The sequence below is a fragment of the Catenulispora sp. GP43 genome (assembly GCF_041260665.1).
Lineage (GTDB): Bacteria > Actinomycetota > Actinomycetes > Streptomycetales > Catenulisporaceae > Catenulispora.
Genome location: NZ_JBGCCT010000010.1, coordinates 252,925 through 268,753 on the forward strand (window position 1 = coordinate 252,925; position 15,829 = coordinate 268,753).

General features: G+C 71.8%; 14 protein-coding genes. 2 read left to right on the forward strand and 12 right to left on the reverse strand.

From position 1 onward, the window contains the following. Window positions 1-100: 100 nt before the first annotated feature. The 4 genes from ABH926_RS22370 to ABH926_RS22385 form a co-directional block, all read right to left on the reverse strand. The gene (locus ABH926_RS22370) at window positions 101-1,660 is read right to left on the reverse strand and encodes an ABC transporter substrate-binding protein (RefSeq protein ID WP_370367649.1); all 1,560 of its coding nucleotides are present in this window, start codon (window positions 1,658-1,660) and stop codon (window positions 101-103) included. A 406-nt stretch (window positions 1,661-2,066) separates the two neighbouring features. After that, on the reverse strand, window positions 2,067-2,813 hold the full coding sequence (locus ABH926_RS22375) for a DsbA family protein (RefSeq protein ID WP_370367650.1): 747 nt from the start codon (window positions 2,811-2,813) through the stop codon (window positions 2,067-2,069). Continuing rightward, window positions 2,810-3,229: a cupin domain-containing protein gene (locus tag ABH926_RS22380; protein WP_370367651.1), complete on the reverse strand. Its 420-nt coding sequence runs from the start codon at window positions 3,227-3,229 to the stop codon at window positions 2,810-2,812. The genes ABH926_RS22375 and ABH926_RS22380 overlap by 4 nt, the downstream gene beginning before the upstream one ends. 22 nt (window positions 3,230-3,251) lie before the next feature. Beyond that, complete coding sequence (locus tag ABH926_RS22385) at window positions 3,252-3,689, reverse strand: Rrf2 family transcriptional regulator (protein ID WP_370367652.1); 438 nt, start codon at window positions 3,687-3,689, stop codon at window positions 3,252-3,254. 341 nt (window positions 3,690-4,030) lie between these two features. On the opposite strand from ABH926_RS22385, the gene ABH926_RS22390 reads away from it, so the two are divergent. Beyond that, window positions 4,031-4,612 (forward strand): flavin reductase family protein, encoded by a 582-nt coding sequence (locus ABH926_RS22390; RefSeq protein WP_370367653.1) that lies wholly within the window; start codon window positions 4,031-4,033, stop codon window positions 4,610-4,612. Between the two features lie 7 nt (window positions 4,613-4,619). On the opposite strand, the gene ABH926_RS22395 is transcribed toward ABH926_RS22390, so the two are convergent. Further along, window positions 4,620-5,171 carry a MarR family winged helix-turn-helix transcriptional regulator gene (locus tag ABH926_RS22395; RefSeq protein ID WP_370367654.1) on the reverse strand — a complete coding sequence of 184 codons (552 nt, stop codon included), beginning with the start codon at window positions 5,169-5,171 and terminating at the stop codon, window positions 4,620-4,622. 47 nt (window positions 5,172-5,218) lie between these two features. On the opposite strand from ABH926_RS22395, the gene ABH926_RS22400 reads away from it, so the two are divergent. Further along, window positions 5,219-6,112 carry a DMT family transporter gene (locus ABH926_RS22400; RefSeq protein WP_370367655.1) on the forward strand — a complete coding sequence of 298 codons (894 nt, stop codon included), beginning with the start codon at window positions 5,219-5,221 and terminating at the stop codon, window positions 6,110-6,112. A 54-nt stretch (window positions 6,113-6,166) separates the two neighbouring features. On the opposite strand, the gene ABH926_RS22405 is transcribed toward ABH926_RS22400, so the two are convergent. From ABH926_RS22405 to ABH926_RS22435, 7 genes are read right to left on the reverse strand one after another with little or no spacing between them, the layout of a single operon-like run. After that, window positions 6,167-7,408, reverse strand: coding sequence for an MFS transporter (locus ABH926_RS22405; protein WP_370367656.1), 1,242 nt, complete (start codon window positions 7,406-7,408; stop codon window positions 6,167-6,169). Beyond that, a complete protein-coding gene (locus tag ABH926_RS22410) occupies window positions 7,405-8,700 on the reverse strand; it encodes an ATP-grasp domain-containing protein (protein WP_370367657.1) in 1,296 nt (431 codons plus the stop codon). Before ABH926_RS22410 ends, ABH926_RS22405 begins: the two co-directional genes overlap by 4 nt. Further along, the gene (locus tag ABH926_RS22415; RefSeq protein WP_370367658.1) at window positions 8,697-10,685 is read right to left on the reverse strand and encodes a biotin carboxylase N-terminal domain-containing protein; all 1,989 of its coding nucleotides are present in this window, start codon (window positions 10,683-10,685) and stop codon (window positions 8,697-8,699) included. Before ABH926_RS22415 ends, ABH926_RS22410 begins: the two co-directional genes overlap by 4 nt. A gap of 13 nt (window positions 10,686-10,698) precedes the next feature. Further along, the gene (locus tag ABH926_RS22420) at window positions 10,699-12,306 is read right to left on the reverse strand and encodes a carboxyl transferase domain-containing protein (protein ID WP_370367659.1); all 1,608 of its coding nucleotides are present in this window, start codon (window positions 12,304-12,306) and stop codon (window positions 10,699-10,701) included. After that, complete coding sequence (locus ABH926_RS22425) at window positions 12,303-13,553, reverse strand: aminotransferase class I/II-fold pyridoxal phosphate-dependent enzyme (protein WP_370367660.1); 1,251 nt, start codon at window positions 13,551-13,553, stop codon at window positions 12,303-12,305. Before ABH926_RS22425 ends, ABH926_RS22420 begins: the two co-directional genes overlap by 4 nt. Window positions 13,554-13,565: 12 nt before the next feature. After that, window positions 13,566-14,423: a 3-hydroxybutyryl-CoA dehydrogenase gene (locus ABH926_RS22430; protein ID WP_370367661.1), complete on the reverse strand. Its 858-nt coding sequence runs from the start codon at window positions 14,421-14,423 to the stop codon at window positions 13,566-13,568. Continuing rightward, complete coding sequence (locus ABH926_RS22435) at window positions 14,420-15,655, reverse strand: LLM class flavin-dependent oxidoreductase (protein WP_370367662.1); 1,236 nt, start codon at window positions 15,653-15,655, stop codon at window positions 14,420-14,422. The genes ABH926_RS22430 and ABH926_RS22435 overlap by 4 nt, the downstream gene beginning before the upstream one ends. Window positions 15,656-15,829 lie beyond the last annotated feature (174 nt).

The following is a 15,829-nucleotide window of genomic DNA, read 5'->3' on the forward strand; positions in this document are numbered from 1 at the left end:
CCGGGTGCGGGCTCGGGCTCGGGCTCGGGCTGACCGAAGTCATCGGCGTCAGCGTCGTCCTCGCCATAGCCGTAGCCGCCGACGCCGTCGGGGTCCGCGCTCACTTGACCGTCACCCCCTCGAAGCGCTGGACCACGGTGTCGGCGGGAAGGTCGGAGACCGAGGCGGAGTGGGCCAGGATGCGCGGCACGGTGTACAGGAACACGTTCGGCTCCTGCTGCACCGCCAGCGCGGTCGCCGCCTGGACCACAGCCGGGTAGTCCGCACTGTCCAGCGGCGTGGTGCTGATCTTGTCGACCGCCGCCTGGAGCTCGGGGCTGACACCGCGCCCGGGGTTGAGCAGCCCCGCCTTGCCGAACAGCACCTGGAAGGCCTGCGCGGTGGAATCACGGCCGGCGAAGGCGTCTACGGTCAGAGCACGGGAGTGCTGGACGTAGACGATCTGCGTGAACTGAGCGGCCGGGATCACTTCGATCTTCACGGTGAAGCCAACCGCTTGCAGCTGTGCCTGAAGCTGCTCCGGGACGCCCGCGGCCGCGCTGGTGGTGATGATGACCGCCGGGTGGGCGCCGTATTTGGACGCCGCCAGCAGCGCCTTCGCCTTGTCCGGGTTGTACGCGTAGGAATCGCCGATGGCGTCGCTGTATCCCACATACCCCTTCGGGAACGGCTGGTAGGAGACGTCGCCCACGCCGAAGTTCGCGGTCTGCAACAGCGCCTTGCGGTCCACCGCGTACTTCAGCGCCTGGACGACGTCCGGGTCGTCGAACGGCGCGATCGTGTCGTTGACATCCAGGACCGACACCACCAGCGACGGGATCACCTGGACCTTGAGCCCGGCGGACTTGGCCGCGGCCACCAGGTTCCCGGGGATCTGCGCGACGCTGTACTGGCCCGAGGTCAGTCCTGCCACGGCGGTCGAGGGATCGGGGAGCGGGTAGAGCTCGAAGTTCGCTATGTGGATCTGGGAGGCGTTCCAGAATCCTGGGTTGCGCACCAGCGAGGCTTTGGAGTTCTGCACGTAGGACGAGAGCGTGAAGGGCCCGGCGCCGACCGGCTTGAGCGCCAGATTCGCGCGGTTCGCGGTGAACGCCGCCGGGCTGACCAGCATGCCGGTCTTGCCGGCGAACAGCGTCGGGATCTGGAAGTTCGGCTGGGCCAGGTCCACGACCACGGTGTCCGCGTCCGGCGCGCTCACCTGCTTGACGCTGGTCAGCTGCGAGGCGATCAGCGAGTCCTTCTCGTCGCGTCCGCGCTCGATGTTCGCCTTGACCGCGGCGGCGTCCAAAGGCGTGCCGTCGCTGAACTTCAGGCCGGGGCGCAGGGCGAAGGTGATCTCGGTGCCGGCGGCGTTGTACTTCCACGCGCTGGCCACCGCCGGGACCGCGTTGCCCGCGGCGTCCTCCTGGGTGAGGCCGGAGTAGACCAGCGACAGGGCATGGACATCCCAGCCGGCGGAGGAGGTGACCGGGTCCCAGGAAGTCGGCAGCGCCCACCCCCACTTCAGGGTCCCGGACGCCGCGCCGCCGGTCTTGACGCTGCCGGTACTGCCGGTACTGCCGGCGGTGGCGGTGCCGCCGCAGGCAGCCAGGGACATGACGGCGGCCGCGGCGGCCAGGCGGCGGCCCGGTTTCAGGAGTGTGGACAGGACGGCAGGCATGGCGAGATCGCCTTTCGGAAGGGAAGAAGTCTTCGGGTGCGACAACGAGGTGCCATGCGCCTGCGCGGAAAGCGGGAAGGCGACAGCACTCTGTGGAAGTTCGGGGCACAGTGGGATCGGGCGACCTGGCGGGTCGTCACGACGCCGAGCCTGACCGGGATCGCGCCGGCACGCGGCGATCCGGTTCGGCTTCAGGCGGGTTCGGCGGAGTTCGGTACTGGGGAGACCGGCCGGGCGGCGAGGCTGAGGCTCGCCAGGAGACTCAGCGGCAGGCGCTGGCGCAACACAGGGCGCTGGAGGTACGCCGGAAGTCGACGTAGCGGCAGACCACGCCGGGGTGGATGCGAGTCATGAAGCTCATCGTGGCGGGAACTCGCAGGTCTGTCAATTGATACATGGAGGTGTCTTATCCGCCGAGACGCGGGGAGGAGAGCTCCGGGGCGAGCCCGGGCGCCACCGCGCGCACCGCGTCGAAGTACTCTGACTCCGGCCGCCACCCGGGCACCACGGCGCGGCCGGCGGGGCCCAGGAACACCAGCGTGGGCAGGGCGTACCGGTAGCCGTCCTCGGGGTCCTCGCCCAACGCTTTGGCCCGGCCCGGATGCCTGCCGGGCGCGTCCAGCTCCAGCACCTCAGGACACGGCGAGCGGGTCTCGGCCCAGTCCTCGCGCACGGCCGCGCGGATCCGCGGCGAGGCGGCGTCGGCGGCCAGCCGATCGATGTCGAGGCCGGGCAGCCCGCGGAGCGCCTCCAGGACCCGAACGGGGGTGTCCGCGGGCTCGCCGCCGACGAACGTCGTCTCCCGCAGTCGCCACAGCACGGCCTCGGCCGTGTCCGGGCCCTGCGCCTCGGCGGCCTTGGCGGCCAGCGAGGCCGGCCAGCTGCTGGCGCTGACCCGGGCCAGGCGCTCCGGGACCGGGGCACCGGTGTGGGTCGCGATCTCCCGCAGCTCGTCCAGATACCAGGCGGCCTCGGCAGCCGGGTCCGGCGCCGGCGGCTCGCCGTCGTCGAACAGGATCCCGAAGACGCGGCGCCACCGGACCCGCGGTCCGAGCTCGGCGCGCAGGCGGCGGAACTTCGGCTCCGAGCCCCAGGCCCAAGGGCAGGCCGGATCGGTGAACTCCACCACCCGCAGCTCCGGGAGCGCTGTCATGTCTGGACCTCGGCCCACAGGCTCGGCAGGTTGACCACGATCGCCTCCTGGCTGCTGCGGGCGATCACGACCACCGCTTCCTCAGCACCCGGGTTCTCCTCGCGGTGCGGGACGTAGGGAGGCACGAAGACGTAGTCGCCAGGACCGGTCTCGAGCCTGATCTCCTCCTCGCCTTCGGCGAACACGAACACCGGATTGCCGGACACCACGTAGATGGCCGTCTCGGCCGCGCCGTGGTGATGGTCGCCGGAGTTGGTGGCCGGCGCGACGTGCGTCTGCCCCATCCACACCTTCTCGGCGCCGACCGTCTTGCCGGACACCGCCTCCAGCCGGGTCATCCCGGAGGTCTGGCGCGTGTCCCCGGACAGGTCGGCGGCCTTGATGTGGCGCAGCGGCGCGTGCCAGTGGTCGGTCATGTCGTGCTCCTCACGGGTTCTGTCACGAACTCAGGGCGACGGCGCCCAGAGCCGCGTGAGCGGTCTGGTCCAACAGGTCGGCGATGCTGACCGCGCCGAAGACGTCCTCGATCCGCGCGCCCAGCGCGAGCCAGAACAGGCCCAGGCCCGAAGCCGGAGCGGGATAGGCGACATCGGCCGGCGGCACGTCGTTCACGGTGAGCAGTTCGCTGTCGACGGCGCGCACGACGTCGGCCAGCGTGATCGAGGCGGCGTCCCGGCCGATCCAGTAGCCGCCCTCGCAGCCGCGCTGGCTGCGGACCAGGCCGGCCAGGCGCAGATCGCGCACGACGGACTTCAGGAAGCGGTACGGGATCTGCTGCGACTCGGCGACGGCCTCACAGGTGACCGGTCGGGAATCGGCCGCCGCGAGCTCGATCAGCACGCGGACGGCGTAGTCGGTTCGGGCCGAGACACGCATGGGCACCGGTCCTCGCGGGGATTCGGGGACGACGTCCGGATGCTGGGCACACCGGGCGTCGCAGGGTTGACACCGAGGGACTCTAGCAAAATAGACTCCTGAAGGTATCCTTTGCTCCACACCCCTTCTCGGCGTCCGCGGCACCGGACGCCCGGCCCCGGCGCCGCTCGCTCGCCCGGCCGAGCAGCGCACCTGTTCGCGCAGCTCACCGCAGCACAGCGCTTCCAGCCGCATCGTTCCCCACCTGTCTGTTCGCCGGTCACCGTCCCGCACACGGTCGCGCATAAAAAGCACCATGTCTATGGGTGACCTGGAGAATGAGACGCCGACAAGGAGCCATCGTGACCGTCCACGCCCAGATCGCGGCCCCGTCCGCGCCGAGCCCGATAGCAGTTCCGGTCCCCGCAACCGCCGAAGTCGCGACCACCGCAGCCGCGCCCGCCGCCCCGACACCCAAAGAGCTGCGGACCATGTTCGCCTCGTTCCCGACCGGCGTGACCGCGGTGGCGGCCCTCGTCGACGGCGCACCGGTGGGCTTGGCCGCCAACTCCTTCACGTCGGTCTCGCTGGAACCCGCGCTCGTCTCAGTGTGCGCGGATCTGAAGTCCTCCACCTGGCCGATCCTGCGAAGCCGGCCGAGGCTGGGCATCAGCATCCTGGCGGCCGAGCACGAACAGGCGTGCCTGCGCCTGGCGTCCCGGTCCGGCGACCGGTTCGCCGACCTGGACTTCCGCAGCTCAGCCGACGGGGCGGTGTTCATCGAGAGAGCCAGTGCCTGGATCGAATGCTCGCTGGAGGCCCAGTATCCAGCCGGGGACCACGAGATCCTCGTGCTCCGCGTCCACGACATCGGGGCCGACCCCGACGTGACGCCTTTGGTGTTTCACCGAAGTGCGTTCCGCGACCTGAGCAGGCGGGAGTAGGACTCCTCTACGCCTGCGCCGCGCCTGGCACGCCCTCCGGCTCCTCCCCCACCGCGTCCAGCCGCTCATGCCACGCACCGAGCAGCGTCGCCAGGGCGCCGGATTCGTCGGGAGTGAGGACCGCCAGAAGGCGATGTTCGTTGCGCATGTGGGCGGTGAAGGCCTCATCGATCAAGCGGCGGCCGGCATCGGTGAGAGCGACGACGCGGCCTCGGCCGTCGCTGTCGGCGCGCCGGCGGGTGACGAGGCCGGCTTGTTCGAGACGGTCGATGCGTTTGGTCATGGCGCCGGTCGTGACCATGGTGTGGGCGGCCAGTTCGCCCGGGGCGCGTTCGAAAGGGTCGCCGGCGCGGCGCAGGGCCGCCAGGACGTCGAACTCGCCCTCGCCGAGGCCGTAGCGTTCGTAGACCAGGGTGAGCTCCGCGGTCAGGCGGGCGGCCAGGCGGTGCAGGCGGCCGATCACGGCTTGCGGCGAGACGTCGAGGTCGGGCCGCTCGCGGCGCCATTCTTCCTGGATCTGCGCCACGCGGTCTTCCGATGACTGTCTCTGCTCCCGCATACGACGAGCCTATCGCAATAACTTCCATGGAAGCTAATATCTCTTCCGTGGAAGCTACACCTCGATGGATCGCCCTCACCGCGGTCGCACCGCTGGCCTGGGGAGCCAACTACTACGTCACGCGCTCCCTGCTGCCGGCCGATCGCCCGCTGTGGGGCGCGGCCCTGCGCGCGCTGCCGGCCGGCCTGGTCCTGCTCGGCCTCACCCGACGGCTGCCGAGCGGGGCGTGGTGGTGGCGCTCGGCGGTCCTGGCGCTGCTGAACACGACGACGTTCTTCGTCTTGCTCTACATCGCCTCCGAACTCCTGCCCACCAGCGTCGCCTCCAGCATCATGGCCGCCTCGCCGCTCGCGATGCTGCTGATCGCCTGGACGCTGGCCGGGCAGCGTCCACACCGCAGGCACCTGGTCGGAGCCCTCGTCGGACTGGCGGGCGTGGTAGTCATGATCGGCGGCGGCAGCGCGATCAGCGTGCGAGGAGTCGCGGCATCGGCGGCGGCCATGCTCGTCTCGTCGGTCGGGTATGTGCTGTCGGCCCGCTGGCGCGGCGGCGCGGATGCCTTGTCCCTGACCGCGTGGCAACTCACCGCGGGCGGCCTGATGCTGCTTCCCATAGCGATAACCGTGGAGGGCGGACCGCCGACACTCGGCGGCGCGGCGGCACTGGGGTTCGGGTATTCGACGTTCGTCGCCACCGCTTTGGCGTTCGCGCTGTGGTTCGGCGGCCTGCGTCACCTGCCGGCGGCGACGGTGGGGCTGCTCGGGCTGTTGAATCCGGTGATGGGCGTACTGCTGGGCGCGCTCGTCGCCGGCGAGTCGTTCGGCGCGCGCCAACTGTGCGGCTCGGCGATGGTGGTCTGCGGGATCCTGCTGGAATTGGGCAGCCGGCCTTCCACACGGCGATCGCCGTGCCGGGGGCCGGCGCGGTCGCACTGTGGCTGAGGTCGCCTGCCCGGTTGCCCGCACCACCGCCGGCCCCTGTCACGACCGGGCCGGTCAGCGGTCGACCAACCCCGGCTGCCGGACCGGCACGGCCAGCCGCCGCTCGGACCACCTCACGACCGCCGGCACCGCCAGGCCCGTGACGGCGAACATCGCGCCGACCGCCCACCAGCCCGGCGCGCCCCAGTCGATGCACAGCCCGATCAGCAGCCCGGGGCCGATCGTCACGCCGAGGCCCATGCCCATGCCGAACAACCCCTGGTACTGGCCCACCGCGTGGCTCGGCGCGAGGGCGAAGGAGAGCTCGAAGCCGCCGGCCGACTGCCAGATCTCGCCGACGGTGTGGACGACGACGCCGGCCAGGACCAGCGTGACCACCAGCCAGCCCGGCAGGCCCGACAAGGTCGAGAAGATCGCGCAGGAGGCCAGGAAGGCGAATCCGGAGCGCCGGAAGGCCAGGCCGCCGGCCTTCGGGGTGTCGATGCTCCGGCTGGCCCGGACCTGGAACACGACCACGATCGCGGTGTTCACCAGCATCACCGCCGAGACCGACCAGCGCGGCGCGTGGGTGCGGCTGAGCAGCCACAGCGGGATCGCCGCGGTCAGGACCCGGAACTGGATCGCCATCACGCCGTCCAGGAGCGTCAGGGCCAGGTACGGCCGGTCGCGCAGCGCGATCCACCGGCGGCCCCGGCCGGCCGGCTCCGGCGGCAGGGCCGGCAGCAGCATCACGACACCCGCCGCGACCGCGCTGCACGCCGCGCTCACCGCGAGCAGCACCAGATACGCGCGACGGGTGCCGATCTGGATGCCGAAGCCGGCCAGGACCGCGCCGAGGGCGATGCCGATGTTCGTCACCGCACGCAGATACGCGCGGTACTCCGCCGGGCGCTCCCCGCCGTAGTGCTTCACCAGCGGGCCGCGGGCGGCCGGGCCCGTGCTCTGGGCGACGGCCGCGACCGAGGCGAAGACCAGGAACGGCCAGAAGCCGCGGGTCAGGCACAGCCCCGCCATCGCCAGCGCCGCGGCCGTCAGCGTGAGTGCGTAGGACCCGCGCGCGCCGCGCCGGTCGGCGAGGTGCCCCACCGGGACCCCGGCGGCCAGCGCCACGGCGCCGGCCACAGTCAGCCCGATGCCGACCCGGGATGCGGCCAGCCCCATCGCGCGGGTGAAGTACAGCACGCTCGCGGTCAGGTAGACGCCGTAGCCGGTCATGTTCACCGCGGTCGCGACCGCGAGCACCCGCCGCGGCCCGGACTCTGGGACAGGGAGTCTGGGAAGTCTGGGAAGTCTCATGTGAGCGACCACAGCCCCGGCAGGCGGTCGGCCGGCGCGTCCTGCACCACGAAGCGCACCGAGTCCACGAGTTCGGCCGCCAGTTTGCGGGCCAGGGCCGGGTCGTCCGCGCCGACGACCACGAAACCGGCCCGGTCGGAGGACTGCCGCAGGGGCTTGATGATGTCGCCGGGGGCGACCAGCAGTTGGGCGTGCAGGAGGGCGGGATGCGCCAGCACCTCCTCCCACCCTTCGATCGCGGTCACCCGGCCCGGCGGCGGAACCAGGTAACGGACGGCGGCGCCGCGGGTGGGGGTCAGGGAGGTGTGCGTGCCGGGCAGGCCCAGCAGGTCCTCGAAGACGAGCCCGAAGACCTCCAGGTCCGGGATCGCGTGTTGCAGCATGGTGTGGATCCAGTCGCCGCCGAAGCGGCCGTGCACCTCGCCGAGCACCGGGCCGTCGGCGGTGAGCCAGAGCTCGACGTGGAAGGCGCCGGCGCGCAGGCCCAGCGTGGACAGGGCCGCGACCACCCGGTCCCGGATCCGGTCGTGGTCGGTCTCGGAGATCTCGGCCGGCAGCACGTGCCCGACCTCGACGAAGAACGGCGGCGGCGCCTTCTCCTTGGCGGTGACGGCCAGGATCCGGGGCTCGCCGCCGAGGAAGACCCCTTCGACGCTGAACTCGGGGCCCTCGACGAACTCCTCGATCAGGAACGGGGCGTCGTCCGGCAGCGCTTCGATCGCGCCGGGCAGGTCGGCGGCCTCGCGCACCAGGCTGACCCCGATGCTCCCCATCGCGTCGCGGGGCTTGACGACCCAGGGCCCCGGCTTCGAGGCCTGCGAGGACTGCGAGGACTGCGAGGACTGCTCCAGGAAATCGGCTGCCGCCTGCGCGTCAGCGCACAGCCGCACCGCCGGCTGCGCGAAGCCCGCTTCGGCCAGCGCCGCGCGGCACAGGTCCTTGGTCCGGATCCGGCGCACGGCTTCGGGCTCGTTGCCCGGCGCCCCCAGCGCCCGGGCCACCTCGGCGACGGCGACCTGCGCCATCTCCTGAAGCGCGAACACGGCGTCGAACCGTTCGCCCTCGCGAGCCCGGGACCGGGCCCAGGCCACGACCAGCTCCGGGGGCACGAAGTCGACCGCCGAGACCGCGTCGGCGGCGGCGCTGACGGTCGGGGTGCCGGCCAGCGCGTCGGGCCGGTTCACGACGTGCGTGCGGATCCCCCGGGCCCGCGCCTGGGCCAGGGCCTGCTCGGCCATGACCGTGCTGATCGGTACCGGACGCGCACCGCCGACGAATAGCAGGTTCTTCACTTCACACCTTCCGCTGTGGGGGTTTTCATGAGCGCCAGGACCTGGCCGGCCGCCACCACGTCGCCGACGGCGCACCGGATGTCGGGCACGCCGGCGAACGGGGCCAGGACGCGGTTCTCCAACTTCATCGACTCCACGACCACCAGGACGTCCCCGGCCTGGACCGGGTCGCCGGCCGCGCCGGGTACGGCGACCACGGTGCCGGGCATGTCGATGCGCACGGCGCCGTCGGAGCCGCGCGCGCCGTCCTCGGCGAAGGACGGGAGAGTCAGGGCTTTGCGATAGCCGCCGACGGTGATGTCGTAGCCGTCGGCGGTGCGCAGCCCGGTCCAGGGGATGTCGTCCACGGTGCCGTGGAACAGGTGTCCGCGACCGCGGGTCCGGACCCGCAGCGTCTGGCCGTCCACGGTCACCCGCGCCAGGTCCGCGGACGCGCCGGCCAGCCGCCCCTGCCATTCGCGGTCGTCGCCGCGCACGACGATCCGGCCCAGCGGGGCGTCCGGGTCCAGATCCGCGCGGCCGAAGGCGCCGATCGAGCCGGTCCACGGCGAATCCGGCACCGGGACGTCCATCGCGGCCGCGCACGCCACCGCCAGCCGGGTGCAGCCCCGGTGGGCGGACCCGGCCACGAGGTCGTCCACCAGGTGGGTGTCGAGCCGGCCGGCGAGGACCTCGGGCTCGGCCAGCAGCCCGGCCAGGAAGCCCAGGTTGGTCGTCAGCCCGGCCAGGCTGGTCTGCTCGATCGCGCCGGTGAGCTGCCGCAGCGCCGCGTCGCGGTTCGTTCCGTGCGCGACCAGCTTGGCGATCATGGGGTCGTAGAACGGCGGGACGGTCGCGGTCCCGTGCGCCCCGGCCTGCGGGCCCTCCGGAGTGTCGTCGAACGCTGCTTCGACCCGCACTCCCCCGGGCCACCGGACGGCGGCGGCCGATCCCGACGCGGGCCTGAACCCGGCCTCGGGGTCTTCGGCGTACACGCGGGCCTCGACGGCGTGCCCGCTGACCGTGATCTGCGGCTGGACCAGCGGCAGCGGCTCACCGCCGGCGACCCGCAGCTGCCATTCCACGAGATCGACGCCGGTGACCTCCTCGGTCACCGGATGCTCGACCTGCAGGCGGGTGTTGACCTCCAGGAAGTAGAAGTCCTCGCCGTCGAGGATGAACTCGAACGTCCCGGCGTTGACGTAGCCGATCGCCTCGGCACCGCGGACCGCGGTCGCCAACAGCGCCTCGCGCACACCGGCGGCGAGCCCGGCGGCGGGCGCCTCCTCGACGATCTTCTGGTGGCGCCGCTGCAACGAGCACTCGCGCTCGTGCAGGTGGACGACGTTCCCGTGGCTGTCGCCGAACACCTGCACCTCGATGTGCCGCGGCCGGGCCACATAACGCTCGACGAGCAGCCGTCCGTCGCCGAACGCGCTGCGGCCGATCCGCACCGCCTGCTCGACCGCCTCGGGTAACGCGGAGGCGTCGGCGACGACCGCCATCCCCTTGCCTCCTCCCCCGGCGACGGGCTTGAGGATGACGGGGAAACCGATGCGCTCGGCCTCCTCGGCCAGAACCGCCACGGAATCAGTGGCCTGAGAGGATCCCGGGAGCACCGGGACGCCGGCCTGGGACATCAGCGTTCTGGCGCGCGCCTTGTCCCCCATCGCGGCGATGGTCTCGGCGCCGGGGCCGACGAAGACCAGACCGGCTTGGGCCACGGCCTCGGCCAGGCGCGGGTTCTCCGACAGGAAGCCGTAGCCGGGGTGGACGGCGTCGCAGTCGGTGCGCAGCGCGGCCTCGACGACCGCCTCGATGTTCAGGTAGCTGTCCGCCGCGGCGGCGCCGCCGATCTCCACCTGCTCGACCGCGCCGTCCAGGTGCGCGGCGAAGCGGTCCGCCTCGGAGTACACGGCCACGTACTCGATGCCCAGCCGGCGACAGGTCCGGGCGATCCGCCGGGCGATCTCGCCGCGGTTGGCTATCAGGACTCGTTTCAACATCCCCGTCTCCCCGTCACATCCGGAAAACGCCGAAGCTGGTCTGCCGCCGCGGCGCGCCGGCCGCGGTGGCCAGGCACAGCGTCAGCCACTCCCGGGTCTGGCCCGGGTCGATGATGGCGTCGATCCACAGCCGGGCCGCGTAGTACAGCGGCTGCGCCTGCTCCTCGTAGGCGTCGATGATGGGCTTGCGGATCGCCTCCTCTTCCTCCGGACTCAGGGTCCTGCCTTCCTTGGCCAGTTGGTCCGAGCGGATCAGGGCCATGACGGTCGCGGTCTGCTCGGCGCCGACGACCGTGGACTTCGCGCTCGGCCACATCGCCATCTGCCACGGGCCCATCGAGCGCCCGCACATCGCGAAGTTCCCGGCGCCGTAACTGCCGCCGACCACGACGCTGAACTTCGGCACGGCGGCGCAGGACACGGCGTTGACCAGCTTGGCGCCGTGTTTGGTGATGCCGCCGGCCTCGTACTCGGCACCGACCATGAAGCCGTTGATGTTGTGCAGGAACACCAGCGGGATGTCGCGCTGGGCGCACAGTTCGATGAAGTTGGTGGCCTTCTGCGCGCTCTCGGAGAACAGCACCCCGTCGTTGATCAGGACGCCGACCGGGTAGCCGCCGATGTGGCCGGTCCCGCACACCATCGTCGGCCCGAACCGGGAGCGGTACTCGGTGAACTCGCTGCCGTCGAGCAGCCGGGCCAGGATCTCCCGGGCCGGGATGTGCTCGCGCAGTCCGGCACTGACCACACCGGCCAGCTCGGCCGGGTCGTGCAGCGGCGGACGGGGCACGGCGGGCGGGGCGGGCACGGGCCCGCCCGCGGTCCGGGCGGCGATGTCGCGCACGAGCGCCAGGGCGTGCTCGTCGTTCTCGGCGATGTGGTCGGCCACGCCGGTGACGCGGCTGTGCAGGTCCGCGCCGCCCAGGGTCTCGGCGTCGACCACCTCGCCGGTGGCGGCGCGCACCAGCTGCGGCCCGCCCAGGAACACGGTCCCGGTGCCGCGCACGATGACCGTCTCGTCGCACATGGCCGGGATGTAGGCGCCGCCGGCCGTGCAGGACCCCATCACCGCGGCGATCTGCGGCAGCCCCAGCGCCGACATCTCGGCGATGTTGCGGAAGATCCGCCCGAGGTGGTGCTCGTCGGGGAACAGGTCCTGCTGCATCGGCAGGAACACCCCGCCGGAGTCGACCAGGTAGACCGAGGGCAGGCCGTTCTCCCGCGCGATGTCCTGGGCCCGCAGGTGCTTGCGGACGGTGAGCGGGAAGTAGGTGCCGCCCTTGACCGTGGCGTCGTTGGCCACGATCATCGCCGGCCGGCCGGCGACCACGCCGATGCCGGCCACCAGGGCGGCCGAGGGCACGGGCTGCTCGTAGACGCCGTGTCCGGCCAGTTGGCCGATCTCCTGGAAGGGCGTGCCGGCGTCCAGCAGGCCGGCCACCCGCTGGCGGGCGGTGAGTTTGCCGCGGTCGGCGTGCCGCTGCCGGGACCGGGCGTCGCCGCCGGCGATGGCCGAGGTCCGGGCCTCGGCGACCACGCGGCGCTTGGCATCGAAGTCCCGGACGTTGCGTAAGTAGCCCTCGGAGCGCGGGTCGAGGCGGGAGCGCAGGATCGTGGTCACCGGCGGACGTCCCCGGCCTCGGCCCCGTCGCCGCTGGGCGCGAGCTCGTCGCGCAGTTCCTTCAGCAGTCCGGCGAAGGTCTCGATCTCGGTGCGGGTCATGTTCGCGCGCAGCATCAGGCGCAGACCGGCCCGGCCCCGGCCGATGATCGGGAAGAAGATCGGGGAGGCGTAGAAGCCCTGCTCCAGCAGGCGCTGCGCGAGCTGGACCGTCGCGTCCTCCTTGCCGACCTCGACGAAGCGGATCGGCAGCCCGTCGCGGCTCTGCTCGGTCTGGACCAGGCCGTCGAACAGGTCGATGTTGTCCTGGAGCCGCTTTTGCAGCCCGGCGAACTCCTCGGTCGCGTGCAGCGCCACCGAGGCCTTGATCGCCCCGAGCCCGGCGGTGTTGACCCGCTGGGACCACATCAGCGGGCCGTTGCGCAGCGCCAGGTTCTTGCGTTCGTCCGAGCCCCGCGGGCCTAGGAATATCGCGCCGCCGGAGGCGCCGAAGCCCTTGTTGAGCGAGGCGATGATGATGGTGCGGTCGGTGATCCGTCCGCCGAGCTCCTCCAGGACCAGGCCCCGGCCCCGCTGTCCGAGCGTGGAGATGCCGTGCGCCTCGTCGAAGTACAGGAACAGGCCGTACTTCTCCTGCAGCCGCAGCAGTTCCTTGACCGGCGCCTGGCCGCCAGTGCTGTAGACGCCGTCGGCGACGTAGGCGACCTTGGGGTGTTCCTTGCACAGCTGCTCGAGCGCCTCCACGTCATTGTGCGCGATGGTCACGATCTGCGCCTCGTCCGCGGCGGCGGCCTTCAGTGCGTTGAGGCAGAAGTGCGCGTTCTTGTCGAAGACCATCACCGGCGGGACGTCCTCGGTGAACAGTCCGGAGGCCAGCAGCGGCAGGCTGGCCCAGGCCGCGACGGCACACGAGGCGGTGGTCACCGCCTCCACGTCGAAGTGCTCTGACAGCGCCCGTTCGGCGTCCTCCAAGGCGGCGAAGCGGATCCGCATCCGGGAGGTGGAGGTGTTCAGCGACCCCTCGGACAGCACCGCGTCGGCGGCGGCCTGGACCAGCCGGGGATCGGTGTCCAGGCCGAGGTAGGAGTAGGAGGACATGTTCACGAACTCGTGGCCGTCGTCGGCGCGGCGGTGCCGGCCCTCGCCCAGGCCCGCGACGACGAGCCCGAACAGGCCGGCGCGATCGGTGACGTCCCAGAAATCCCCGCTGATGCTCGCGAGCTTCTTGATGTTCATATACGTGTGCATGGAAAGCAGTCCTCAGAGATAGGAGTGGAAACCGCGCCCGGATTTGCGGCCGAGGATGCCCGACTCGACCATCCGGGACAGCAGCGGCGGCGGGGCGTGCAGCGGCTGGCGGGACTCGGCATGCAGGGCCTCGGCGATGGCGGCGACCACGTCCAGGCCGATGAAGTCGGCGAGCTTGAGCGGGCCCATGGGGTGCGCGCAACCCGATTCCATGGCCTGGTCGACCGCCTCGGCCGAGGAGTACCCGGACTCCACCATCCGGATCGCGGCCAGCAGATAGGGGATCAGCAGGGCGTTGACGACGAAGCCGCTGCGATCGGCGACGGTCACCGGCTTCTTGCCCAGCCCGGTCACGAAGGCCTCGACGCGCTCGCGCACGGCCTCGGCGGTCAGCAGGGTCGGGACCAGCTCGACCAGCTCCATCACCGCCACCGGGTTGAAGAAGTGCACGCCCAGCACCCGCTCGGGATGCTCCACCACCCCGGCCAGCCGGGTGACGGACAACGCCGAGGTGGTCGAGGCCAGGATCGCGTCGGGGCCGGCGACCTTGTCCAGCGTGGAGAAGACGTTCTGCTTGATGCCCTCGTCCTCGGCCACGGCCTCCACCACCAACTGGCGGTCGGCCAGATCGCCGAGGTCGGCGGTGACGGCGATGGCGGCCAGCGCCGCGTCGCGCTCGTGCGGCGTGAGTCTGCCCTTGGCCACGCGGCGGTCCAGGGAGGCGGCGATGCGCGCCGGCGCCGCGGTCAGCGAGGACGGCCGGGAGACCGCCAGCCGGACGTCCAGACCGTGCAGGGCGAACAGCTCGGCGATGCCGGAGCCCATGGTGCCGGAGCCGACGACGCCGACCCGGGTGATCCCCGGGCTCACCGGGTCGCCTCGAGCTGCCGCTCCTGCGTGCCCTGATTCTCTTGCCTGCCCTGATGCTCCTGCGTGCCCTGATTCTCCTGCGCGGTCGCGGCCGCCTGGCCAGCCTCTCGCTCGGCCTCCTGCTCGGCGGCGCGTTCGGCGTCGCGCTTGGCGACCTCCTCGCGCACGACCGGGATCACGTACCGCCCGAAGTCGATCGCGTCGCCGAGCAGGTCGTAGCCGCGGGCCGACAGGATCTCGACGCCGAGGTCGTAGTAGTCCAGCAGCGCCTGGGCGACCGTCTCGGGGGTGCCGACCAGCGCGTTGGAGTTGCCCGCTCCCCCGGTGACGGCGGCGGTGCGGGTCCACAGCGCGCGGTCGAAGCGCTCGCCGCGCTCGGCGATCTCGATCAACCGCTGCGACCCGGTGTTCTGCGGCGCCTGGCCGCGCAGCCGCCGGCGCTTGAGCTGGTCCGGGCCACCGTCAGCCTTGCGCTGCTCGATGCGCTCGACCACGCGGTGCGCCTTCTCCCAGGCCAGTTCCTCGGTCGGCGCGATGATCGGCCGGAAGGCGACCTGGATCCGGGGCACGTCGGTACGCCCGGCCGCGGCCGCCGCGGCCTTCACCGCCGCGATCTGCTCGGCGGTCTGCTCCAGCGGCTCGCCCCACAGGCAGTAGATGTCGGCCTCGGCCCCGCCGGCCTCATAGGCGGCCGGCGACGAGCCGCCGAACGACACGGCCGGACGCGGCTGCTGGGCCGGGAACACGTCGCTGACGAAGTCGGCGAAGTCGTAGTGCGCGCCCTGGTGGCTGAACGGCTCGTGCGAGGTCCAGGCCTGCTTCACGATGCCGATGTACTCCCGGGTGCGGGCGTAGCGCTCGTCCTTGGTCAGGAAGTCGCCCTCGCGGCCCTGCTCGGCGTCGTTGCCGCCGGTGATGAAGTGCACCGCGACACGGCCGTCGCTGATCTGGTCGATGGTGGCGAAGACCTTGGCCGCGTACGTCGGGTAGGACAGGTTCGGGCGGTGCGCCAGCAGCAGTTGCAGGGTGTCGGTGCGGGCGGCGATGTACGCGGCGCCGGCGGCCGGGTCGGGGCTGCCGGAATGGTAGGCGAACAGCACCCGGTCCCAACCCCACTCCTCGTGGGCGCGAGCCAGGCGCAGGGTGAAGTCCTTGTCGAAACTCGGGCCGGACCGCGAACGGGTCTCAGAGGAATCGCTGGTCGCGGCGATCCCGAGGAATTCCACGGGCATGACGGAAGCCCTTTCCAAAGATATGGCGGTGTGCACCGCACGCGGAATGCTCACGCGATGCGGTCGGGGCGCGGGAGTGGGGACGTCAGCGGCAACAAGAGGCGGACCACACACGACCGAAGTCGATGTGGTCGCGGGTGACGAGCCGGGCGCTGTTCACCCTTCTTGAGTATC

Coding starts and splice junctions, on each gene's coding strand:
- ABH926_RS22395 (WP_370367654.1), bottom strand. CDS start 5,171: ATGCGGGAGCAGAGACAGTCATCGGAAGACCGCGTGGCGCAGATCCAG.
- ABH926_RS22380 (WP_370367651.1), bottom strand. CDS start 3,229: ATGACCGACCACTGGCACGCGCCGCTGCGCCACATCAAGGCCGCCGAC.
- ABH926_RS22415 (WP_370367658.1), bottom strand. CDS start 10,685: ATGTTGAAACGAGTCCTGATAGCCAACCGCGGCGAGATCGCCCGGCGG.
- ABH926_RS22375 (WP_370367650.1), bottom strand. CDS start 2,813: ATGACAGCGCTCCCGGAGCTGCGGGTGGTGGAGTTCACCGATCCGGCC.
- ABH926_RS22370 (WP_370367649.1), bottom strand. CDS start 1,660: ATGCCTGCCGTCCTGTCCACACTCCTGAAACCGGGCCGCCGCCTGGCC.
- ABH926_RS22425 (WP_370367660.1), bottom strand. CDS start 13,553: ATGCACACGTATATGAACATCAAGAAGCTCGCGAGCATCAGCGGGGAT.
- ABH926_RS22405 (WP_370367656.1), bottom strand. CDS start 7,408: ATGAGACTTCCCAGACTTCCCAGACTCCCTGTCCCAGAGTCCGGGCCG.
- ABH926_RS22435 (WP_370367662.1), bottom strand. CDS start 15,655: ATGCCCGTGGAATTCCTCGGGATCGCCGCGACCAGCGATTCCTCTGAG.
- ABH926_RS22385 (WP_370367652.1), bottom strand. CDS start 3,689: ATGCGTGTCTCGGCCCGAACCGACTACGCCGTCCGCGTGCTGATCGAG.